The 22,501-nt window shown below is 62.0% G+C and carries 19 protein-coding genes and 2 tRNA genes; 9 read left to right on the forward strand and 12 right to left on the reverse strand.

Annotated features, from left to right (window positions below):
• Nucleotides 1-171 precede the first annotated feature (171 nt).
• Entirely contained in the window at nucleotides 172-1,047 is an 876-nt protein-coding gene (locus tag Q9R30_RS16945) for a glycosyltransferase family 2 protein (RefSeq protein ID WP_104996255.1), read from the forward strand.
• A gap of 19 nt (nucleotides 1,048-1,066) precedes the next feature.
• On the opposite strand, the gene Q9R30_RS16950 is transcribed toward Q9R30_RS16945, so the two are convergent.
• The 12 genes from Q9R30_RS16950 to dnaA form a co-directional block, all read right to left on the reverse strand.
• Entirely contained in the window at nucleotides 1,067-2,017 is a 951-nt protein-coding gene (locus Q9R30_RS16950) for a DMT family transporter (RefSeq protein WP_311218327.1), read from the reverse strand.
• Between the two features lie 99 nt (nucleotides 2,018-2,116).
• Nucleotides 2,117-2,192 (reverse strand) — tRNA-Ala (locus Q9R30_RS16955).
• Nucleotides 2,193-2,263: 71 nt separating this feature from the next.
• On the reverse strand, nucleotides 2,264-2,380 hold the full coding sequence (locus Q9R30_RS16960) for a DLW-39 family protein (protein WP_234005471.1): 117 nt from the start codon (nucleotides 2,378-2,380) through the stop codon (nucleotides 2,264-2,266).
• A gap of 67 nt (nucleotides 2,381-2,447) precedes the next feature.
• Nucleotides 2,448-2,521: transfer RNA gene (locus tag Q9R30_RS16965), tRNA-Ile, on the reverse strand.
• 98 nt (nucleotides 2,522-2,619) lie between these two features.
• Nucleotides 2,620-3,288 (reverse strand): DUF3566 domain-containing protein, encoded by a 669-nt coding sequence (locus tag Q9R30_RS16970; protein ID WP_104996253.1) that lies wholly within the window; start codon nucleotides 3,286-3,288, stop codon nucleotides 2,620-2,622.
• The gene (gene gyrA, locus Q9R30_RS16975; RefSeq protein WP_104996252.1) at nucleotides 3,281-5,959 is read right to left on the reverse strand and encodes a DNA gyrase subunit A; all 2,679 of its coding nucleotides are present in this window, start codon (nucleotides 5,957-5,959) and stop codon (nucleotides 3,281-3,283) included. Before gyrA ends, Q9R30_RS16970 begins: the two co-directional genes overlap by 8 nt.
• Nucleotides 5,960-6,016: 57 nt before the next feature.
• Nucleotides 6,017-8,104 carry a DNA topoisomerase (ATP-hydrolyzing) subunit B gene (gene gyrB, locus Q9R30_RS16980; protein ID WP_311218328.1) on the reverse strand — a complete coding sequence of 696 codons (2,088 nt, stop codon included), beginning with the start codon at nucleotides 8,102-8,104 and terminating at the stop codon, nucleotides 6,017-6,019.
• Nucleotides 8,105-8,484: 380 nt separating this feature from the next.
• Nucleotides 8,485-9,045, reverse strand: coding sequence for a DUF721 domain-containing protein (locus Q9R30_RS16985; protein WP_104996250.1), 561 nt, complete (start codon nucleotides 9,043-9,045; stop codon nucleotides 8,485-8,487).
• Nucleotides 9,029-10,240 (reverse strand): DNA replication/repair protein RecF, encoded by a 1,212-nt coding sequence (recF, locus tag Q9R30_RS16990; protein ID WP_311218329.1) that lies wholly within the window; start codon nucleotides 10,238-10,240, stop codon nucleotides 9,029-9,031. Before recF ends, Q9R30_RS16985 begins: the two co-directional genes overlap by 17 nt.
• Before the next feature lie 46 nt (nucleotides 10,241-10,286).
• Nucleotides 10,287-11,171: a phosphogluconate dehydrogenase (NAD(+)-dependent, decarboxylating) gene (gene gnd, locus Q9R30_RS16995; RefSeq protein WP_104996248.1), complete on the reverse strand. Its 885-nt coding sequence runs from the start codon at nucleotides 11,169-11,171 to the stop codon at nucleotides 10,287-10,289.
• A 117-nt stretch (nucleotides 11,172-11,288) separates the two neighbouring features.
• A complete protein-coding gene (gene dnaN / locus Q9R30_RS17000; protein ID WP_311218330.1) occupies nucleotides 11,289-12,413 on the reverse strand; it encodes a DNA polymerase III subunit beta in 1,125 nt (374 codons plus the stop codon).
• 524 nt (nucleotides 12,414-12,937) lie between these two features.
• Nucleotides 12,938-14,362, reverse strand: a complete 1,425-nt coding sequence (dnaA, locus tag Q9R30_RS17005) for a chromosomal replication initiator protein DnaA (RefSeq protein ID WP_104996246.1) — start codon at nucleotides 14,360-14,362, stop codon at nucleotides 12,938-12,940.
• Nucleotides 14,363-14,829: 467 nt separating this feature from the next.
• Here dnaA and rpmH point away from each other — a divergent pair, with 467 nt between their 5' ends.
• From rpmH to Q9R30_RS17045, 8 genes are all read left to right on the forward strand, one after another.
• Nucleotides 14,830-14,967, forward strand: a complete 138-nt coding sequence (gene rpmH / locus Q9R30_RS17010) for a 50S ribosomal protein L34 (RefSeq protein ID WP_003800212.1) — start codon at nucleotides 14,830-14,832, stop codon at nucleotides 14,965-14,967.
• A gap of 41 nt (nucleotides 14,968-15,008) precedes the next feature.
• Nucleotides 15,009-15,419 carry a ribonuclease P protein component gene (gene rnpA, locus Q9R30_RS17015; RefSeq protein ID WP_104999543.1) on the forward strand — a complete coding sequence of 137 codons (411 nt, stop codon included), beginning with the start codon at nucleotides 15,009-15,011 and terminating at the stop codon, nucleotides 15,417-15,419.
• A complete protein-coding gene (yidD, locus tag Q9R30_RS17020) occupies nucleotides 15,412-15,807 on the forward strand; it encodes a membrane protein insertion efficiency factor YidD (RefSeq protein WP_199775298.1) in 396 nt (131 codons plus the stop codon). Before rnpA ends, yidD begins: the two co-directional genes overlap by 8 nt.
• Before the next feature lie 16 nt (nucleotides 15,808-15,823).
• The gene (gene yidC / locus Q9R30_RS17025; protein WP_104999542.1) at nucleotides 15,824-16,801 is read left to right on the forward strand and encodes a membrane protein insertase YidC; all 978 of its coding nucleotides are present in this window, start codon (nucleotides 15,824-15,826) and stop codon (nucleotides 16,799-16,801) included.
• Nucleotides 16,801-17,376 carry a R3H domain-containing nucleic acid-binding protein gene (locus Q9R30_RS17030; protein ID WP_104999541.1) on the forward strand — a complete coding sequence of 192 codons (576 nt, stop codon included), beginning with the start codon at nucleotides 16,801-16,803 and terminating at the stop codon, nucleotides 17,374-17,376. Before yidC ends, Q9R30_RS17030 begins: the two co-directional genes overlap by 1 nt.
• Before the next feature lie 21 nt (nucleotides 17,377-17,397).
• Nucleotides 17,398-18,048, forward strand: coding sequence for a 16S rRNA (guanine(527)-N(7))-methyltransferase RsmG (rsmG, locus tag Q9R30_RS17035; RefSeq protein ID WP_104999540.1), 651 nt, complete (start codon nucleotides 17,398-17,400; stop codon nucleotides 18,046-18,048).
• Between the two features lie 89 nt (nucleotides 18,049-18,137).
• Nucleotides 18,138-19,205 carry a ParA family protein gene (locus tag Q9R30_RS17040; protein WP_311218331.1) on the forward strand — a complete coding sequence of 356 codons (1,068 nt, stop codon included), beginning with the start codon at nucleotides 18,138-18,140 and terminating at the stop codon, nucleotides 19,203-19,205.
• Between the two features lie 62 nt (nucleotides 19,206-19,267).
• Entirely contained in the window at nucleotides 19,268-20,545 is a 1,278-nt protein-coding gene (locus Q9R30_RS17045) for a ParB/RepB/Spo0J family partition protein (RefSeq protein ID WP_311218332.1), read from the forward strand.
• The last annotated feature ends 1,956 nt before the right edge of the window (nucleotides 20,546-22,501 follow it).

Genomic DNA, 22,501 nt, shown 5'->3' on the forward strand with positions numbered 1-22,501 from the left:
TAAGCTCGAGGGCCTGAGCCCGGTGCAATACCGAGCCCAGGCCCTCGCGGCTTAGGATCTTACTTGGCCAGTCCAACTATCGGGGACCACTTCACAGGCGGGGCCCTTCTCCTGTCTCCCATGGTTTCCGCCATCCTGGAGCGGCTGCGGTTGGATGCTAGATTTGAAGTGATGCCAGCCCAACAACCCTCTGGGGATGCCTTGAACGACGCCGCAAACCTGCCCCGCGTATCCATAGTCATCCCGGCCTACAACGAGGAGAGCGTTATCAGGCAGTGCCTGATAGCTGCCATCTACCAATCCGTCCCCGCCCACGAGATCGTGGTGGTGGACAACCTGTCCAAGGACCGGACCGCTGACATTGTGCGCCAAATGCAGCTCGAATACCCGGAAAGTCCGCTGATCCTGTTGAGCCAGGACCAGGAGCAAGGCCTTATCCCCACCCGGAACTTCGGGCTGGACCACGCAACAGGGGACGTCCTGGGCCGGATCGACGCCGACTCGGTAGTGGAGCCGGACTGGGTGGAGCAGGTGCAAAGGGCATTTCAGGACCAGTCGGTCCAGGCGGCCACGGGTCCGGTGGTCTATTACGACATGCCGATGCGCCGGTTTGGGCTCAAAGCCGATGACAAGATGCGCCAGCTGATGCTCAAGCTGGCCAAACACCAGTACCACTTCCTGTTCGGCTCCAACATGGCCCTCCGGTCCTCCGCCTGGGACGCCATCCGGGCAGAGACCTGCCGTGATGAAAAGGACGAGATGCACGAGGACATCGATCTGTCCCTGCACCTCGCCGAACACGACCTGAAAATCCAGTACTGGCCACAGATGGTCTCCGGCATGTCCGCCCGGCGGCTGGAGGACTCACCGCGGGACTACCGCTATTACGTCACGCGGTTCGACCGTACCTACAAAGCCCACAACGTCAAGAAGATGGCGCTGAAGGCTCCCATGGTGGTGTTCTTTTCGGTGTACTTCCCCGCAAAGCTCCTCCGGGCCATCCACACGGTCAACACAGCCCAGCCTGTGCGCCGCGGCGGCCAGTAGGCGCCCGGGCAAAGCGTCCTCAGTCCGTTCCCAACTCTGCAAGCGGCCGGTCCGACGGCGGTTCTTCCTGCCCGTTCCGCGCTGGCCTTCCCCGGCGCCATGGCCTGCCTGACCTTTGGCCCAGCACGACGACGGCGAGTCCTGCCAAAATCAGGCCCAGTCCGGCATAGGTTCCGGCCGGGAGCGTCTCCTCCAGGAAAACCGCGGCAAGCAGTGCAGCCCCCGGAATTTCCAGAAGGATAATCATGGAGACCACCAGCGGGCTCATGGAGGCCAGGAGGTGGTTGAACGCTGTGTGGCCCACAAGCTGCGCGCAGACTGTAATCGCCAGGATCCCCAGCCAGCCCGCCGCTTCAAAGCCCGCCAGCGGTTGCCCGGCCAGCAGAGCCATGACGGCCACGAAGGCTGCACACATCCCGTAGCAGAGGGTGGTGTACGTACCCGTCGTCATACTTTGCCGGGCCTTTCCGCCTGCCAGCGTGTAAAGGCCGGCCAGCGCGCCGCCGGCCACGGCCAGGAGGTCGCCCAGCAGGGCCTGCGGGGACGAGCCCATGTCAAACCCGGTAATGGCAACAACACCGCCAAAAGCGACGCCCAGCCCGGCCAGCACCTGCCACCGGTGGCGGGTCCCGCGGAAGAGTTGGAAGACCGCGATCCACGCCGACTGCAGGCACACCAGCGCCGTAGCAGCCGCGACAGAGGTGAGCTGCAACGAGGTGATGAAGCAGGCAAAGTGGAATGCCAGGGCGACGGCGGCCAGCAGGCACCAGCGAAACTCACGCCTGGTGATCCTGCCGAATTGCCGGGGCTCCCGCACCAGCGTGGGAGAGGCCATCACGGCTGCGCCGATCGCGTTGCGCCAGAAGGCAATGGCGAGGGCACTCACAGTGGTGGCGCCCAGGGTGGCAGCAATCAGCGGACCGGATGACGCGACCCCCAGGACGCCGAGGGCTGCAATAAAGAAGTTCACTGACCAACCCTAATGCGCAGTTCCATTTGCTGTTTGAGCTCATGCCGGCGGACAAAGCAAAAGTCCCGGCCGGCGTTTCCGCTGACCGGGACTTTCCTATGGTGGAGGCACGGGGACTCGAACCCCGAACCCCCTGCTTGCAAAGCAGGTGCGCTACCAATTGCGCCATGCCCCCATAAGAAGCAACCCGTCAATCATACCCTAGAACCAGGAGCCGTTTGACCAGCTCCAGTCCGGGCCCCGGCGCTAGTCCACCGAGTCGGTTGACTTGCTCCAGGCATCTTTCCGGGCTTCGGATTCCTGTGCTTTCCGGTAGAGCAGGACGCCTGCGATCGCTGCTGCCAGTACAAGCAACTTCTTCACATGCTCCCCGTTCCGGCCGGGCTGCGGGTTACGCGAACCAGACCTGCTTGAACCTGCACAGGTTCCGTGGGCGTACCAGGACTTGAACCTGGGACCTCTTCGTTATCAGCGAAGCGCTCTAACCGCCTGAGCTATACGCCCCGATGCCTCATCGGGCCGAGACATGACTTTACAGCACATCCCGGCCCGATCTCAAATCGGGCATTTTCGCCGGTATCCGGCCGGCGAAAGCGGGGACCCTAGTCGTCCGTAAGGGTGACGCCGATGCCGCCCACAAGGGTGGCAGAGATGTTGTAGAGCACTGCCGAGAGCATGGAGAGAGCGGTCAGCAGGACCACGTTCACCACCGCGATGATGGTGGCGAAGGATGCCACCTGTCCGAGCGAAGCCACCTTCTTCAGCTCAAAGCCGCCGCCCTCGGAGCCGGCCAGGGTGCCCAGCAGGCTGTCCACCTGGTCGAAGATACCGGTGAGGTCGAGAACGGTCCACAGCACAATGGCGGCCACCACCGTGACAATTCCCAGTGCGACGGACAGCAGGAACGCCATCTTCAGGACGGACCACGGGTCCACCTTGCTGATCAGCAGCCGGGCACGCCGGACCTTGGCTTTCGGAGCAGGCTTGACCAGGCCCGGGGTGCCCTGCCCGGGAACGCCCGACGGCGGGCGCTGGCCGGGTGCCGGGCGCTGGCCGGGCTGTCCCACGGGACGCTGTGCAGGCGGTCCCGCAGGCCGGTCGCCCTGGGCCGGCCGCTGGCCTGGCACCACCGGGCGCTGCCCCTGGGCGGAGGCTGGTGCGGCAGGGCGCTGTTGGGGACGAACGGGGGCGTTGACCCGGGGAGCGGCTGAGGGCCGGCTGCCGTCGGGAACGGTATTGTTCGACTTGGGAAATGAGTCGGGATTACTCACTCGTTACCTCCGTTTGGTCTTCGTTCGGCTCAGCGTTGCCCGAGGCGTCCTCTGACTCAACGGCCGGTGATTCTTCTGCCAATGCTGGGCTGGCTGATTCCTCGAGGGATCCGCCGTCTTCAGCCAACGTTACGTCATCCTCCGGTGATTCCTCGCCCTCAAGGCCGCGTTCGCTGTTGCGTGCCACCTCGATAATCCGGTCGTTTTTGTCCGGCTTGGCAAAGATCACGCCCATGGTGTCACGGCCCTTGGCAGGGACGCCGGCAACGGAGGACCGGACCACTTTGCCGCCCTCCATCACCACCAGCACCTCGTCCTCTTCCTGGACGATCAGCGCGCCCACGAGGTCGCCGCGTTCTTCCGCGAGCTTGGCTACCTTGATGCCCAGCCCGCCGCGTCCCTGAAGCCGGTATTCCTCTACCGCTGTCCGCTTGGCATACCCGCCCTCGGTCACGATGAAGACGTAGGAGCCGTCGGTCACCACGTTGGCAGCCAGCAGTTCATCCTCCTCGCGGAACTTCATACCGGTGACTCCGGAGGTTGCCCGGCCCATGGGCCGGAGGGCATCCTCGGTGGCGGTGAAGCGGATGGACTGGCCCTTGCGGGACACCAGCAAGAGGTCGTCAGTTTCCGAAACCAGCTGTGCGGACACCAACTCGTCGCCGTCGCGCAGGTTGATGGCAATCACGCCGGCAGAACGGTTGGTGTCGTAATCCTCAAGCCGGGTCTTCTTGACCAGCCCGCGTTTGGTGGCCAGGACCAAATACGGCGCCTGTTGGTAGTCCTTCAGGTCCAGGACCTGGGCGATGTGTTCGTCCGGCTGGAACGCCATGAGGTTGGCCACGTGCTGGCCCTTGGCGTCGCGGCCTGCTTCCATCAGCTCATAGGCCTTGGCCCGGTACACGCGGCCCAGGTTGGTGAAGAACAGCAGCCAGTGGTGGGTGGTGGTGACGAAGAAGTGCTCCACGACGTCGTCCCCGCGGAGCTGGGCACCCTTGATCCCCTTGCCGCCGCGCTGCTGCGAACGGTAGTTGTCGCTGCGGGTTCGCTTGACGTAGCCGCCGCGCGTAATGGTGACCACCATCTCCTCTTCGGGAATCAGGTCTTCCATGGACATGTCGCCGTCGAAGCCCATGAGGATCCGGGTACGGCGGTCGTCCCCGTGCTTGTCCACGATTTCGCCGAGCTCGGTGCTGATGATCTCGCGCTGGCGCTGCTCCGAACCAAGGATTTCGTTGTACTCGGCGATCAGCGCTTCAAGTTCGGCGTGCCGGTCCTGGATCTTCTGGCGCTCCAGGGCGGCGAGGCGGCGCAGCTGCATGTCCAGGATGGCCCTGGCCTGCAGTTCGTCGATGTCCAGCAGTTCCATCAGTCCGTCACGTGCCGCTTCGGTGGTGTTGGAAGCGCGGATGAGGGCAATTACCTCGTCCAGCATGTCCAGTGCTTTCAGCAGCGCCCGCAGGATGTGGGCTTCTTCCTCCGCCTTGCGCAGCCGGTACCGCGTGCGGCGGGCAATGACATCCATCTGGTGGGTCACCCAGTGCCGGATGAAGGCGTCCAGGCTCAGGGTCCGGGGCACGCCGTCAACAATCGCAAGCATATTCGCCGAAAAATTGGTCTGCAGGTCGGTGTGCTTGTAAAGGTTGTTCAGCACCACCTTGGCCACGGCATCGCGTTTCAGCACGATGACCAGCCGCTGGCCGGTGCGGCCGGAAGTCTCATCGCGGAGGTCCGCAATGCCCTGGATCTTGCCGTCCTTGACCAGTTCGGCGATCTTGATGGCCAGGTTGTCCGGATTTGCCTGGTACGGCAGCTCGGTGACCACCAGGCAGGTGCGTCCCTGCAGCTCTTCGACGTTTACCACCGCACGCATGGTGACGGAGCCGCGGCCGGTCCGGTAGGCATCCTCGATGCCCTTGTGGCCCAGGATGGTGGCTCCGGTGGGGAAATCGGGACCCTTGACCCGCAGCAGGAGTTCTTCCAGCAGTTCTTCGCGGCTGGCGCCGGGGTTGGCCAGGTACCACTGCACCCCGTCCGCCACCTCGCGGAGGTTGTGCGGCGGAATGTTGGTGGCCATGCCGACGGCGATGCCGGAGGATCCGTTCACCAGCAGGTTGGGGAACCTGGCGGGGAGGATGGTTGGTTCCTGGTTCTTGCCGTCGTAGTTGTCCTGGAAATCGACGGTTTCCTCGTCGATGTCCCGGACCATTTCCATTGCAAGCGGAGCCATCTTCGTTTCGGTGTACCGGGGCGCCGCCGCGCCATCATTGCCCGGGGAGCCGAAGTTGCCCTGGCCGAGGGCCAGGGGGTAGCGCATGGTCCAGTCCTGGATGAGGCGGACCAAAGCGTCGTAGATCGCCGTGTCGCCGTGCGGGTGGTACTGGCCCATGACCTCGCCCACCACACGGGCACACTTGTTGAAGGAACGGTCCGGGCGGTAACCGCCGTCGAACATCGCATAAAGGACCCGCCGGTGGACCGGCTTCAGGCCGTCCCGGACGTCCGGAAGGGCACGGCCCACAATGACAGCCATTGCGTAGTCCAGGTAGGACCGCTGCATTTCTGTCTGGAGGTCCACCTGCTCCACGCGGTCGATCAGCACGTCGCCTTCAAGAACGGTGTCCGGAGTGCCGGCGTCGGACGCCGGGTTCTCGGGTGTTTCGTCGCTCATTAATTATTTTCCGTTTCAGGTATATGTGAGATTCCGAATATTAGGACGGCGTGCTTCCTAGATATCGAGGAACCTGACGTCCTTGGCGTTCTGCTGAATGAAGTTGCGGCGTGATTCAACGTCCTCGCCCATCAGGACCGAGAAGATCTGGTCCGCCGCGAGGGCGTCGTCCATCGTCACCTGCAGCAGGGTGCGGTGGTCCGGATCCATGGTGGTGTCCCACAGTTCGGTGTAGTCCATTTCGCCGAGGCCCTTGTAGCGCTGAATGCCGTTGTCCTTGGGAATCCGGCGTCCGGCCGCCTGGCCGGCCACGAGTTTCGCGTCGCGTTCGCGGTCGCTGTAAACGTAATCGTGGGCTGCGTTGGACCACTTGATGCGGTACAGCGGCGGCTGGGCGAGGTAGACATAGCCGTTCTCAATCAGGGGACGCATGTAGCGGAACAGCAGGGTCATCAGCAGGGTGGTGATGTGCTGTCCGTCCACGTCGGCATCCGCCATCAGGACGATCTTGTGGTACCGGAGCTTGGAGAGGTCGAAATCCTCGCCGATACCGGTCCCGAAGGCGGTGATCATGGACTGGACTTCGGCGTTGCCCAACGCTTTGTCCAGGCGCGCGCGCTCCACGTTCAGGATCTTTCCGCGCAGGGGCAGGATGGCCTGGGTCTCCGGATTGCGGCCGCGTTTGGCAGAGCCGCCGGCGGAGTCGCCCTCCACGATGTAGACCTCGCACTTCTCCGGATTCTTCGAGGAGCAGTCGGAGAGCTTGCCCGGCATGCCGAAGGATTCCAGCGGGCTCTTCCGGCGGGCGTTGTCCCGTGCCTTGCGCGCGGCCATTCGGGCCTGCGCTGCGGAGATCGCCTTCCGAATGACGTCCCGGGCGGGTCCGGGGTTGCGCTCCAGCCAGTCACCCAGTCCGTCGGTGACCACGCGCTGCACGAAGCCTTTGACCTCGGAGTTGCCGAGTTTGGTCTTGGTCTGGCCCTCGAACTGGGGCTCGGCAAGCTTGACGGAAATGACGGCGGTGAGGCCTTCGCGGATGTCGTCACCGGTGAGGTTGTCGTCTTTTTCCTTGATGATTCCCTTCTCACGCGCGTAGCGGTTGATCAGGGACGTCATGGCAGCGCGGAAGCCTTCTTCGTGGGTTCCGCCCTCATGGGTGTTGATGGTGTTGGCGTACGTGTGCACGCTCTCGGAGTAGGCGTTGGTCCACTGCATCGCCATCTCGAGGGCTATCTTGCGCTCTTTGTCCTCAGTTTCGAAGGCGATGACGTCCTCATGGACCACATCCACCTTCTTGCCGGAGTTCAGGTGCTTGACGTAGTCCAGCAGGCCTTCGTCGTACTGGTACACCACGGTGCGGTGCTCTGCGCTGACTTCGCCCTCGGTAACCACGGCGTCCAGGTCCAGGTCGGCGTCGGCATCCGCCTCAGCAGCGGTGCGCTCGTCCGTCAGCGTGATGCGAAGCCCCTTGTTGAGGAAGGCCATCTGCTGGAAGCGGGCACGCAGCGTCTCAAAGTCGAAGTCGGTGCTTTCGAAGATCGCAGGATCCGGGTAGAAGGTCTGGGTGGTACCCGTAAGGTCCGTTTCCTCACCCTTGACCAGGCTGCCCTGCGGCTTGCCGCCGTCCGCAAAGGACATCCGCCAGACATGGCCTTGGCGCCGCACTTCAGTGTCCACGCGGCTTGAAAGCGCGTTGACCACGGAGATGCCGACACCGTGGAGGCCGCCGGAAACCGCATAACCGCCGCCGCCGAATTTTCCGCCGGCGTGCAGGATGGTCATGACCACTTCAACCGTGGGCTTGTGCTCCGTGGGGTGCATGTCGACGGGAATGCCGCGGCCGTCGTCCACAACTTTCACGCCGCCGTCGGCCTGCAGGACAACCTCAATGTGGGTGCAGTAGCCGGCAAGGGCCTCATCCACCGAGTTGTCAACAACTTCGTAAACAAGGTGGTGGAGCCCGCGGGGTCCGGTTGAACCGATGTACATGCCCGGGCGTTTCCGTACCGCTTCCAGGCCTTCAAGGACAGTGATGTCGCTGGCACCGTATTCACGCGGCGTCGCCGATGCAGCCGGGGTGTCAGGCGTACGGGCATCCTCGACTGCGGGTTCAGCTGCCAGAATATCTGTATTGTCGTTAGCCACAGGCGCTGTCGACTCCTCTGTTCTCGATGATGGCCGGCCGAGTCCCCTCCTAGATCAGGAAAGTCATCCGCCAACAGGCACAAACTTATAGCGCCGGTGGCCTGCTGATGGTGGGGATCCGCACTCCGCGTGCTGTGAGCGCGCGAAAACGGACTCAGTCAACGTTTCACCCGCGCCCAGTTATCTACACAGATTCTACCGCGCGCCAGCCCATTTCCCCGCATTCCGGGGCCGTCGGTGGGCAGTGGTGTGCCCATGCGAGGGCGTTGGCCGCGCCTAGGGCGCGTTGGAGGTACGGCCTCCGGGTGCCTATACGCCCGGCATCCCTTACAGGCCTCTACACGCCGTTGGGCGGATTATCAAGAGGACGGTGCCGGGCACTACCCGTAAGTGTCCCGGGGGCCCCGGCCGTTTACCGAGCGGCCACCCTTGCGCCAGCTCGGAGCCGCAGGGCCAAGCACCTGGATGCTGGTCACCACCCCGTCGCCCAGCTCCACCCGGAACTTTTCCAGGAGGCTGGTGCTAAGGAGCCGCAGCTGGGTGGCCCAGGCAGTTGAGTCGCAGCGGACGTGCAGGGTGGTGTCGGTGAAACTTTCCGGGATGCAGTGGGCCGAGATTTCAGGCCCGACCAGGGTTGCCCATTCAGCCATCACGGACCCCACCGCCACCGGGGAGGTCCATCCTCGTTCCGCCACCAGGCGCCCCACCACCTTGCCCAGGCCAAGGGGGTCGCGGCCCGTCGCGTGGAACTGGCTGAAGCCGCGGGTGTCGCGGGTGCCCTTTTTCGCCTTGGGGGTGCCCGGGCGGTGCGCTGCCCTGCGGATTTCGCCCCGCGCTGCGGCGGCCTCGCGCATCCGGTTCAGGGCAACCTGCGGGGCATCGATGTTGTCGGGATCGCGGCCGGGCTGGAGCCCGCCGCCCTTCTCATTGTCCCTGCTCATCAATACCTCCCGGGATGACTTTCACCCGCCGTCCGGACAGCTCTTCCGGGATGTCGGCGTCGACGGCGGCGGTCACCAGGACCTGCTCCGCGCCGGAGACTATTGCGGCCAGTTTACGCCGCCGCTGGACGTCCAGCTCGGCAAAAACGTCGTCGAGGATCAGGACGGGAGCCGACCCTCCGGTACGGGCGTCGTCCAGCATCACATAGTAGGAGGCGAGCCGCAGCGAGAGGCACATGGACCATGTTTCCCCATGCGAGGCATAACCCTTGGCCGGCGCCTGGCCGAGGATGAGTTCCAGCTCGTCGCGGTGCGGTCCCACGAGCGAAATGCCCCGTTCGAGTTCCTTACGGCGGGATTCGGCGAAGGCGCGGACGTACCGCTCCGCCAACTGGTCCACGGAGAACTGGCGCAGGTCCTCCACGTCCGCCGAAGTACCTCCAGCCGCGCTGCCCGCAGCGGGAGGCAGCGCTGCGCCGTCGTCGTCCACCTGGTTCTGGAGGGTGGAGCGGTAGACGGCATCTGCCGGTTTTGACCCGTCGGTCAGGTCAGCATACGCCCGCGCCAGGTGCGGGCGGATCCGCTCCACCAGTTCAAGCCTTGCGTAAAGGAGTTCCGCGCCGGCCTTCGCCATGTGCTGGTCCCACACATCCAGCGTTGCCTCATGGGCGGGAGTGAATTTGCCTGCGCGGGCAGACTTCAGCAACGCATTGCGCTGCTTCAACACGCGGTCGTAATCGCTCCGCGTTGCGGCATGATGCGGAATGAGGCTCGCGAGCAACTCGTCCAGGAACCGGCGCCGGTTAGAAGGATCCCCCTTGACCAAGGCCAGGTCCTCCGGAGCGAAGAGGACCGTCTGGCAGATGCCGAGCAAGTCACGGGCGCGAACCGGATTACTGCGGTTGATTCGGCCGCGGTTTGCCCGCCCTGCGTTGATCTCAAGTTCCAGGACCGTAGTCTGTCCGCCCCGGACCAGGCGAGCCCTCACCAAAGCCCTGTCCGTTCCAAACCGCAAGAGGGGTGCATCCGAGCTGACACGGTGGGAGCTGAGGGTAGCCAGGTAGCCGATGGCCTCCATCAGGTTGGTCTTGCCGATGCCGTTGTATCCAACCAGGACAGTGACGCCCGGACCCAGGGCAAGGTCAACGTGGGCGTAACTGCGGAAGTCAGTCAGGGAAAGGTGTTCGAGGTACACGCGGATTTCGGCAATTCTGGGAACCTCGCGGGTTCCCGGGTGGATGCTACTTGGCTGGACGGGTGGCGTGCCCGCCGAACTGGTGGCGCAGGGCGGACACCATCTTCATGGCCGGGGAGCTGTCCTCGCGAGATTCGAAGCGGGCGAACAGTGCCGCGGTGATGGCCGGGGCAGGAATTGCGTTGGCAATGGCCTCTTCCACCGTCCATCTGCCCTCACCCGAATCCTCGACGTAGTCGTCGATGTTCTGCAGCCCCGGATCCTCATCCAGCGCCTTGACCAGCAGGTCCAGCAGCCAGGACCGGACCACCGTGCCTTTTTGCCAGGCGCGGAAGGTGCCGGGGAGGTCGTTGATGATGTCCTTGGAAGCCAGCAGCTGGTATCCCTCGGCATACGCCTGCATCAGGCCGTATTCGATTCCGTTGTGGACCATTTTGGCGTAGTGGCCTGCGCCGATCCCGCCCACATGCACAAAGCTGTCTTCGCGTTCGCCCTCCGGGCGCAGGGCATCAAACACTGGAAGTGCGCGTTCAATATCCGCAGCATCTCCGCCCGCCATCAGGCCGTAGCCGTTCTGCAGCCCCCAGACTCCGCCGGACACGCCGCAGTCTGCGAAGCGGATGCCCTTGGCGCCGAGAAGTTCGCCATGCTTTTGGTCCTCGGTGAAGCGGGAATTGCCGCCGTCGATCACCAGGTCGCCTTGGTCCAGCTTTTCGCCGAGCTCGGTGATGACGGCGTCCGTGATTGCGCCGGCGGGAACCATGACCCAGATCAGCCGCGGAACCGGGACTGCGGCAAGAAGCTCATCAAGGGTCGCGACGTCGGTGATGTCCGGGTTCCGGTCGAAACCGGTGACCTCCACGCCGCCCTTGCGCAGCCGTTCGCGCATGTTGAATCCCATTTTGCCAAGGCCGATCAGTCCAATGTGCATTCTGGAACTCGTTTCTGCGCTAGAGGTGTGGCTGCGGGACCGTGTTCCCAACTAGGTAGCGCTAAGTGTCGTTTTGAACCTCCAAAACGACACTTGGCGCTACCTAGTTGGAGGGTGCTAGTTGGGGAGGCGGACGGGCATCACGAGGTAGCGGTAATCATCCTGGTCCTCGCCGTCGGCGTCCGCCTGGGCTGTGATCATGGCCGGTTTGGGCGCAGTGGTGAACGAGAACCGGACGAACTTGGTCTCGATCACGCTGAGGCCTTCCACCAGGTAGTGGGGGTTGAAGGCCACCGTGATGTCGTCACCGGAAAGCTGGGCCTCGAGTTCCTCGGATGCCTGGGCGTCCTCTCCGGTGCCGGCGTCTAGGTTCAGGAGCCCCTGGGTGAATGCGAGACGGACGGGGGTGTTACGTTCAGCCACCAGGGAGACGCGGCGTACCGCTTCAACAAGCTCCTGGGTCTGCACTGTCGCGTGGATGGGAGTCGAGTCCGGGAACAGCGAGCGGATCTTGGGGTAGTCCCCGTCCACCAGCAACGAGGTGGTGGTTCGTCCGCCGCTCTCGAAACCGATAAGCCTGCTGTCGTCGTCGGCGAGTGCAAGGTTGATGTCCCCGCTGTTACCGAGGGTCTTGGCGACTTCGTTCAGGGTTTTTGCCTTGACCAGGGCGCTGGTGGAGATGCCCGGGGTGACCGGCTTCCACGGCACTTCGCGCATGGCAAGGCGGTATCGGTCAGTGGCGAGCAGCGTGATGAGGTCGTCCTCGATCTCCATCCGCACACCGGTGAGGATGGGGAGGGTGTCATCCTTGCTGGCGGCAATGATGACCTGTGACACCGCTTGGGCGAAGGAATCACCGGGGACAGTTCCGCTGATTGCCGGGAGCGCAGGAAGCGGGGGGTACTCGGCCTCGGGCATTGTGGCGAGGTGGAAGCTGCTTCGACGGCAGGTCAGGGTGACCTTGTTGCCGTCCGTTTCGACGTCCACCGGTGCCGAAGGGAGGCTGCGGCAGATGTCCGCCAGGAGCCGGCCGGATACCAGGATGGTGCCTTCGTCCCTGACGTCAGCTGCGATTTCCAGGCGGGCAGAGGTCTCGTAGTCAAAGCTGGAGAGGCTGACCGTGCCGGCTTCAGCCTTCACCAGCAGGCCGGACAGGACTGGCACAGGCGGCCGCGGAGACAACGACCGGGCTGTCCAGGTGACGGCTTCTGCCAGGACGTCCCGATCGACTCTGAACTTCACGGAAGGGTGCCGCCTTTCATTGCTGCTGCCATAAGACCTGGAACTACCCGCAGGCAGTTCCAAAAAGTGGGGTGCCCCACCACCTGAACCTGCATGGTCCGTGCTGCAGGAACCACACGAAAACCCAAGGATGGGAGCGCTGCTGACAGCTTAGCCGGAAGATCGGGGATTAACCCATCCCCGATGCTCTCCGCTGCCCGAAGGGCCGCCCGGCCCGGTGTGGTCTGGACGAGCGCGGAGGTCTTGTTGTTTGAGGGATTTCAATTTCTTGGGATTAGTAGTGTTAATAACTACTGTGGAAACTGTGGATAACCTTCCCCTGCCGCGGGATTCAGGGGTTAAGCCCTGTTCATCCAGTGTGGGTGGCGCAGGTTTTAAACAGGGTGTGGATGGGGACAAGATTTTTCGCGATTTCTCGAATCCACAGGCGCCTTAAGGGTTTTAAGCCCATTAACCGCGGTTGTCCCCTTAAGTATCCACAGGCTTATCCACATGCACCTGTTAATAAGGTATGGGTGCGCCGGCTAGGAGTCGCGCTGCTGCTGCTTGATCCGGTTGGTCAGCTCTGTCACCTGGTTGTAGATCACACGCCGTTCCGCCATCAGCTCGCGGATCTTCCGGTCGGCGTGGATCACGGTGGTGTGGTCGCGGCCGCCAAGTTCCTGGCCGATCTTGGGCAGCGACATATCGGTGAGCTCGCGGCACAGGTACATGGCAATCTGGCGTGCTGTCACCAGGGTCCGGGTCCTCGACTTGCTGCACAGCTCTTCCATGCTCAGCTTGAAGTACTCGGCGGTCTGCTGGAGGATCTGGCTGGACGTGATCTCCTGGGCGCCGTCGTCGGTAATGAGGTCCTTGAGGACCATTTCCGCAAGTGCCACGTCCACAGGCTGGCGGTTGAGGCTTGCAAAGGCAGTGACCCGGATCAGGGCACCTTCAAGTTCGCGGATGTTGCTGGAGATCTTGGACGCGATGTACTCCAGCGCGTCATCCGGAGCAGAAAGCCCTTCGCTCAGGGCCTTCTTGCGGAGGATGGCGATGCGGGTTTCGAGTTCGGGCGGCTGGATGTCCGTGAGGAGGCCCCACTCAAAGCGGGACTTCATGCGGTCCTCGAATCCTGCCAGCAGCTTGGGCGGCTGGTCCGAGGTGATGACCACCTGCTTGTTGTTGTTGTGCAGGGAATTGAACGTGTGGAAGAACTCCTCCAGCGTCCGGTCCTTGCCCGCGAGGAACTGGATGTCATCGATGAGCAGTACGTCCACGTTGCGGTACGTGGTCTTGAAGCTGGCGCCTTCATCGTCACGGATGGAGTTGATGAAGTCGTTGGTGAACTCTTCGGAGTTGACGTAGCGGACGCGGATGCCGCTGTAGAGCCGGCGGGCGTAGTGGCCGATGGCGTGCAGCAGGTGCGTCTTGCCCAGCCCGGAATCACCGTAGATGAACAGCGGGTTGTAGGCCTTCGCCGGTGCTTCAGCGACGGCGACGGCCGCTGCGTGCGCGAAGCGGTTGGAGGAGCCGATGACGAACGTGTCGAAGACGTACTTAGGGTTCAGGCGGCCGAACTCGTGGGAAGTGCTGGGCAGCATGGGCTGCGGCTTCTGCTCGATGAGCTGGTCCGGGGAGAAGGACGGCTCGACGACGACGGGCTCGGGTTCTTTGTGGATAGGCACCAGGTCCGTGTCCACGTCGATCGCGCACCGGATGTCCTCGGAGAAAACGTTGTGCAGTGCGTCATCCAGGGCGTCCTTGACCTGGGTCTGGAGCACTTCGCGGGTGAGTTCGTTGGGAACTGCCACCAGGAGGGTGGACCCGATCAGGCCCTGCGCCTGGGCGAGGATGACAAAGCCGCGCTGCCGCGGTGAAACGCGGTGGTCCTGTTCCAGCAGGCTGACAACGCGCCGCCAGGAACTTCCGACAGTATTGGCGTGGTTGGCTTCGTCTACTGTCATCAATCGGTTCCCTCAAAACTTGCTTTGCCTGCATTGCCTGCAGCCGCGAGTCTTGAACCAGGATGGGTTCAGCTTCATCCACAGGGTTATGCACAGCACGTGGATAATCGGCTACTGGGCCACTCTAGGGGATGAAAAGCCTAGAAGATAGCTGGCAAGGAGCTTGTGGATAATTACATGGATGTGGTTCCGAAATCAGCCTTGTGAGCCACTTCATCCACAGGTCTGGACGGCGGGTTAGGCACAGCTGGGGATAGCCGGCAGGGGGTGCGTCGGTTTGACTCAGGGGTTCCGATTGCCCTAACGTTGTGAAGTCCTTTGTGTCCGCTTTTTGGCCCCATCTGAATCTCTTAGGCGCAGTGCGCTTGAGCAGCCGGGGGAAGCGTGCATATACAAAACTTAGCGTCGGCCAGTTCTTCCCCATACTGATCGGGTGGGCGCACCTTTGATCCACTGGAGTAACTAACGTGAGCAAGCGGACTTTTCAGCCGAATAACCGCCGTCGAGCCAAGAAGCACGGCTTCCGCCTTCGTATGCGTACCCGTGCCGGCCGCGCCATCCTGGCAGCCCGTCGTGGCAAGGGCCGTACCGAGCTGTCGGCGTAAATAACTGACTTGTCGGTAGACATTTCTTTGCGAGTTTAAAGGTGCTGGCCACCCGTAACCGTTTGAGGACTGCGACCGATTTTTCAACAACCGTACGTTCCGGTGTCCGCAATGGACGCCGGAACGTAGTGTTATATACGGCAGCTATTGCTGCCGACGAACCCAGCCGGATCGGGTTCATCGTTTCCAAGAGTGTAGGGAACGCTGTGGCCAGGAACCTCGTTAAGAGGAGACTGAGAGAAGCAGGTGCTGCCTCGCTGCGCGAGTACGGCACCGGGTTTGCCATAGTGGTCCGGGCGCTTCCCGCGTCCGCAACTGCCAGCTGGGACCAGCTGCTGTCGGATTACAATGCCGCATTGGAATCAACGATCACCCGGCTGGCCGGCCGTCCTGCAGGGGCTGCCGCAAACAGTTCGGCCGGTACTACACAGGAGGGGACACTGCGTGCGTAACGCCACCGCCGTCGTCGTTACCTGTCTCCGACGTAGTGCCGCAGCAGTTGCGCTGTTCCTCTGGAACCTGCCCCGCAACATCCTCATTCTTTTGTTAATGGCCTACCGCAAGGTGATTTCACCCTTGTACGGCCAGGTATGCCGTTTCTTTCCTTCGTGCTCGGCCTATGCCCTCGAAGCGATTACGGTGCACGGCGCCGTCAGGGGAAGTTGGCTGGCAGCCCTGCGCCTGGCGCGCTGCCATCCCTGGAACGCCGGCGGTGTGGACCACGTCCCCGCCGGCCACCGACACTGGCCTGAAAACCAGACCCCCACAATTGTTGTACTGAACAACCCGGACAAGTACCTGGCTGCGCAGTCTGATGGAGAAGGCCGCACTGCGGCCTGACGAATAGGGATATCGTATGGACTTCTTTGAAACAATCATGTTTCCGTTCAAGTGGCTTGTTTCCATCATCATGGTGGGCTTCCACGAGGGCCTGACCGCCATTGGCCTGCCGGAGGCTTCGGGCTGGACTTGGACGCTGTCCATCATCGGGTTGGTGCTGGTCATCCGTGCCGCCTTGATTCCCGTATTCGTCAAGCAGATCAAGGCCCAGCGCGGCATGCAGCTGCTGCAGCCGGACCTGAAGAAACTCCAGGACAAGTACAAGGGCAAAACCGACCAGCTGTCCCGCCAGGCCATGGCGCAGGAACAGATGGCCATGTACAAGAAGCACGGGACCAACCCGTTCTCCGCCTGCCTGCCCATGCTGATCCAGATGCCGTTCTTCTTTGCACTGTTCACCGTACTGTCCGGTATTTCGACGGCTAGCCGTGAGGGCAAAAGCATTGGTGCGATGAACCACGAACAGGTGGTCCAGTTTGACCAGTCCACCATTTTCGGGGCCCCGCTGTCTGCGACGCTGCTGCACGGAACGCCGCCGGGTGGCAACGTCGTTGCGGTCTGGATTCTCTCCATCCTGATGATCCTGGCCATGACGGCCTCGCAGTTCATCACGCAGAAGCAGATCATGGCCAAGAACATGTCCGAAGAGGCCATGGCTAGCCCGTTCATGCGCCAGCAGAAGATGATGCTCTACATCCTGCCTATCGTGTTCGGCGTGGGCGGCATCAACTTCCCCATCGGTGTCCTCATCTACTGGACCACCACCAACCTTTGGACCATGGGCCAGCAGTTCTTCGTCATCCGCCGCATGCCGACGCCGGGATCCCCCGCCGCCAAGGCCCTCGCCGAGCGCCGTGCCGCCAAGGGCCTTCCGGCCTTGCCCATCTTGGGCGGCAAGAAGGACGAAGCGGCCGAGGCCGCCGCCGCGGCGGCCGTCGCTCAGGCCAAAGCACAGCGCATCCAGCCACAACGCAAGAACAGGAAGAAGAAGTAATGTCTGCCGAGAGCACCGAACACGCCCTTTCCGAGGACATCATCGCGAGCCAGGCTGCGTCCGCGCATGGCGAATCCTTGGGGACTGACGTAGCCAAGGGATCGTCAGCCAGCCGCCTGGAGGAAGAGGGCGACGTGGCAGCGGACTACCTGGAGGAGCTGCTGGACATTGCCGACATCGACGGCGATATCGACATTGAAGTCCGCAACGGCCGCACTTACATTTCCATCGTGACCGAGGAAGAGTCCGATGCCCTGGATAGCCTGGTGGGTGAGGACGGAGAAGTCCTTGAGGCACTTCAGGAGCTCACCAGGCTCTCTGTTCTCTCGGCGACTGACAACCGGTCCAGGCTGGTCCTGGACATCAACGGCTACCGCCAGGAGCGCACCGGCCATCTGCAGAAGATCGCGGAAGATGCGGCAGCTTCGGTTAAGGAAAACGGCAAGCCGGTGGCACTGGAACCGATGAGCGCCTACGAGCGCAAGATTGTCCATGATGCCGTTGCCGACCTGGGACTGGTCAGTGAGTCCGAGGGCGAAGGCGACGGACGCCACATTGTTGTGTCCGCAGACTAGAGAATTGCTAACCCGCTAATCATGGTTGACATCACGGCAGCTGAACTCGTGGCCGCTGAGAAAATATTCGGTGACCGGTTGGACCTGGCTAAGCGCTATGTGGAACACCTGGCCACGTCCGGAACGGAGCGCGGCCTCATTGGACCGCGTGAGATTCCCCGGCTCTGGAGCCGGCATGTCCTCAATTGCGCTGTCATTGAAAGCGAGATTCCCGAGGGCAGCCATGTGGCCGACGTCGGTAGTGGCGCAGGCCTGCCGGGCCTCTGCCTCGCCATTGCCCGTCCGGACCTTGAACTGACCCTGATTGAGCCGTTGGAGCGCAGGGTCATTTGGCTGCAGGAAGTTGTTGACGATCTTGGCCTGGACAACGTCACCGTGATGCGGACCCGGGCCGAGTTGGCAGTGGGACACGTGGAGGCTGATGTGGTGACAGCCCGCGCGGTATCTGCACTCAGCAACCTCGCCGGCCTCACGATTCCGCTCCTCGGCGGCAAGGGCGAAGTTGTGGCCATCAAGGGTCGCAGTGCGGCTGAGGAAATCGAAAAGGCCGCCAAGACCATCCGCAAACTGGGCGGCATTGAAACGTCTGTTCGGACTGTGGGCGAGAGCCTGCTCGAGGAACCTACTACTGTGGTGCGCATCGTTGTAAACAAGTCCCAAAAGAAAGCCTAGTTCAGGCCCGGTGACCAAACTCTGCCGGGTCCAGCGGTTAGGCTAGACATCGGCAGCAAATTTGGCCGAACGAGAGTGAGTGTGCCCCAGTGACCAGTAGCGAAGCCTCCACGCAACGGATACCGCCGTTCGTGTCCTTGGGGTCAGCACGTTCCGTCGCTGGTCCCATCGTGGTCCCGGCCAGGGGTGGAATTCACCCGGAAAGGGTTGTTGCAGGCGCTAACGCCATGGCCGTTTCACGTGAAACAACCACCGCCGGTAGATCTAACATCATTGATGGAATTGATGATTCCAGCCCGATCGCCCGCGAACTGGCGCACGAAACCAAGCGCCGTGAACGGTTGGTGGGCCGGCAGCTTCCTCGCCCTGAGAAGACGCGCGTCTTTACTGTCTCAAACCAGAAGGGCGGAGTGGGAAAGACCACCACCACCGTCAACATTGCTGCCGCGCTGGCCGCGGCCGGGTTGAACGTCCTGGTCATCGATATCGACCCCCAGGGCAACGCGTCCACCGCCCTCGGAATCGAGCACCATGCCGATGTGGACAGCATCTACGATGTCCTGATAAACGATGTCCCGCTCGCCGACGTAGTGGCGCCCTGCCCCGACATCGACAATCTGATCTGTGCACCCGCCACCATCCACCTTGCCGGGGCGGAAATTGAACTGGTCTCGCTGGTGGCCCGTGAGCAGCGACTCCGCCGCGCAATTGACGTCTATGCGAAGGCGCGCGAGAAGAGCGGCGAACAGCGGCTCGACTACATCTTTATCGATTGCCCGCCAAGCCTTGGACTCCTGACGGTCAATGCCTTCTGTGCTGCCAATGAGGTTCTGATTCCCATACAGTGCGAATACTACGCACTTGAAGGATTGAGCCAACTCCTCAAGAACATTGAGATGATCCAGAAGCACCTCAACGCGGATCTTGTCGTTTCCACCATTCTTTTGACGATGTATGACGGACGGACAAATCTCGCCGCCCAGGTTGCGGCCGAGGTTCGCCAGCACTTCCCGGACCAGGTGCTGTCTGCTGTTGTTCCGCGTTCCGTGCGGATATCGGAGGCACCGAGCTACCAGCAAACTGTCATGACGTACGACCCTTCCTCCAGTGGAGCCCTGTCTTATCTGGAAGCCGCCGCTGAAATAGCAGAACGCTGAATCTTCAAACTGCAACGACCGGAGAACGGCAAGGCCGGGCTCTAACACTGGAGGGATTACCAATGAGCGAGAAGCGACGTGGCCTGGGCCGCGGTCTTGGCGCGCTGATTCCAAGTTCCGCCGCCGCCAACGGTTCGGGTAATGGTACAGCTGTTTCCCGACCGGTAGACCTCTTCTTCCCTGAGGGACGCAAGAAGACGGAACCAGCCGAAGACGCGACGAACAGCCAGTCCTCTGATGAGGCAGCAAGTGGACGGACCGTTGGTCCGTCCGCTAAGCAGTTGTCATCGGCATCTCCTGCGGGCAAGAGCACGGCTGGACGAAGCGCGGCGGGCAAGTCCCGTTCCTCAGGCAGTGTTTCCGCTGAAACTGAAAAGGTCAGTGAATCCCCTGACAAGGTTGAGGCCGCTCCTGACCAGCAGGAGCAGACAGGTATGACTGCCACCGCGCCGGCATCTGGTGATGGCGGTGAACGGAACGACGAACCCACCTGGACTGACTCGGGCGTGGAACTGGTAGAGGTTCCCGGTGTTCGTTTCGCTGAAATTCCGGTCTCGGATATCCACCCCAACCGCAAACAGCCACGATCGGTCTTTGACGAAGACGAGATGGCTGAGCTCGTTCACTCCGTCCGCGAAATAGGCGTCCTCCAGCCAATTGTTGTCCGGAAATCAACCGAACCCGGTGGTGAACCCTTTGAGCTCGTCATGGGTGAGCGCCGCTGGAGGGCGGTACAGGCTGCAGGCCTTGATACCATCCCTGCAATTGTCAGGGATACCACGGACGACGACCTTCTGCGGGACGCCCTGCTGGAGAACCTGCACCGGAGCCAGCTGAACCCTCTCGAAGAAGCGGCGGCCTACCAGCAACTCCTGGAAGACTTCGGAACAACCCATGAGCAGTTGGCCGATCGTATTGGCCGTTCCCGTCCCCAGGTGTCGAACACGCTGCGGTTGCTCAAGCTACCCCCATTAGTGCAGCGCAGGGTTGCGGCAGGTGTCTTGTCCGCAGGCCACGCCCGGGCGCTCTTGGCCCTGCCAGACGCAGCAGCAATGGAGCGACTGGCCCAAAAGATCGTGGCCGAGGGTATGTCTGTGCGAGCCACCGAAGAAGCCGTGACGATGTACCAGGATCCCGCCAAGCCTGCGAAGAACAACATTCCCCGCCCCGGGGCACGCCACGAGCGGCTCGACTACTTGGCGTCCTCGCTTTCTGACCGTCTTGATACCAACGTGAAAATTTCCCTTGGTGTCCGCAAAGGCAAGGTCAGTATCGAATTTGCAAGTGTAGAGGATCTAAACCGGATTATGGATGTCCTTGCACCTGGTTCGAACAACTAAAGCGCATCTTTCCGTAGCTTGAAGGCCTGATTCCTTGTGGATCAGGCCTTCATTTTTTGAGCAAAGGCTGCCTTTTGTTCACCGCGCTTATCCCGGTTGTCGTGTGAACCTGCAGCGGTTCAGCGGATGCCGGTCAGGCGCCGTTTCCCTAAATATCCCGATTTTGGTCCTGCCTCTGGGGCGTAATGAATGTTGCGGCACCCACGCCCGTGAGTGCAGCTAAAGCTCAGATGAATTTCTTAGGCTACGGCCCGTGTGGGCGGTGTTGCGGTCTCTTGTATTCGTCCTTTATCAGCGGTTGGACACCGTCCCATAGAGCTAATAGGACGAAAGAGGTGCACCTTCGACGTGGTACTTTTGCAGGGTGGCTCGGCCCTACGCTAACCGCCGACTTCGAAGATTTTCAGCATGTTTCACGTGAAACTTTTGGCTTTTTCCACTGTGCTGCGGGCTGCTTAATCGCCATCGGCACGTGGGTAGCGGTAGTTCTTTAGCACTGGAGCCGGGATGCGAATTGGAGAGCCCGCGATGCGTATGCAACCACTGCGCTTACTACTGTGTTCTGCCGCTCGCCTCGGGGAGGCTAGCCATCTTCACCGAGTTCCTCAAGTGCTATCCGAACCGGCCCTGCATCCACCTAGTGCTGTTCGTCCAATGGAACGATTCCGCTCGTGTTCAGCTCGCGTGGTGTATTCGTTTAGGACTGTCTGTAGCTCGCCGCCGAAACGCAGTTCCGCGGTGGTAGCGCAGCGCTGTTTCACGTGGAACAAGCGCGGCTGTGGAGCCGCGAGGACCGTGGATAGGTTGGTGCGATCTTTACTAGACTGCAGAAATCTGGATTTGTAGAGAGCCGAAATCGTCATGCCTACACGTGGTTTGGACTTTGGTTGCTGCCATATCCTCCACGGTTATGTCCGCATGAGCAGGGTGCAGAGACGCGTTCCTTTCGGTGGTCCCCGTCAATTTTGGACATGGGTCCAGCCCAGGGGGTCGGGTCAGCTTGGATAGTGAGCGTTCCCCGTGCGCAGGCCGAGGAGCTGGTTTGCGTTTAGATGCCTCACTGCAAATGTTGCGGATGACCCTTTCGCACCGCGTCCTACGTCGGTCCGCCCGGTCCCCCGCCGCATCCCGGGACGAACTTCTCTGTTTCACGTGAAACAATGCCCGGCACGGAGGGCCGCACTTCACAAGTTGCACGATACGTGTCGACAGCTGACGTGGGCGCACTGGGATGAGTAGCGGGTACAAGACCTGCGTAGCGGGTACAACACGTAAGGACGAGTGAGTGTGAGGGGCAGCTTAAGGTGAGAATCTCCTTACCGATATACGACCGGCAAGCCCATATGGTGGGGTTCTAATGCTTCTTAGGCGGCAGGAGGACGCGTCCTCAAAAGGATGTCCCGAAGCGGACAGAGGTCCGAGAGGCAGTTCTTCGCTAACCCGGGTATCAAGTCCGTTTCCCCAGCCAACAGGCTTCTGCAGAGCTGGCTCATGTCCCCGCTCCCCTGACTGGTCGTAAGCCCCGGCCGCCCACTGTACGGCCGCCGAGTAAGTGGCTCTGGTGGGACAGAGGTCTTGTACGAGGGTTCTCCCGACAACGTTCCTACGAACCTGCCGGTGGGAGGACCTTATAGCCGCGTACAAGTTGCGGGCACGCGGGCCGCCGCTTCCTCTACCCACCTGACGTCCTGGCGACCAAGGAGTCATCAAGGACCCAGCTGCGGACGGTCTGTGCGGGGCAACTACACGCGAACGCAACGGCCAGGTTTCCGAGCCCGTGCGCTGGTTGGTATGACAACGAGGGCCATGATGCCTGTGAGTCTGAGACCGCGCCCTGCGTAGGCACGACGCACCGCTCATGAGCACTGCGACAATCCTCGCTAGGTGTCCCCCGGGTGCTCCACCTCGTGGCTAGGAAGAACTGGGCTAGTTGTCGTCTGGGATGCTCTCTAGTGT

Source organism: Arthrobacter sp. AB6, from assembly GCF_031844545.1.
Classification (GTDB): domain Bacteria; phylum Actinomycetota; class Actinomycetes; order Actinomycetales; family Micrococcaceae; genus Arthrobacter.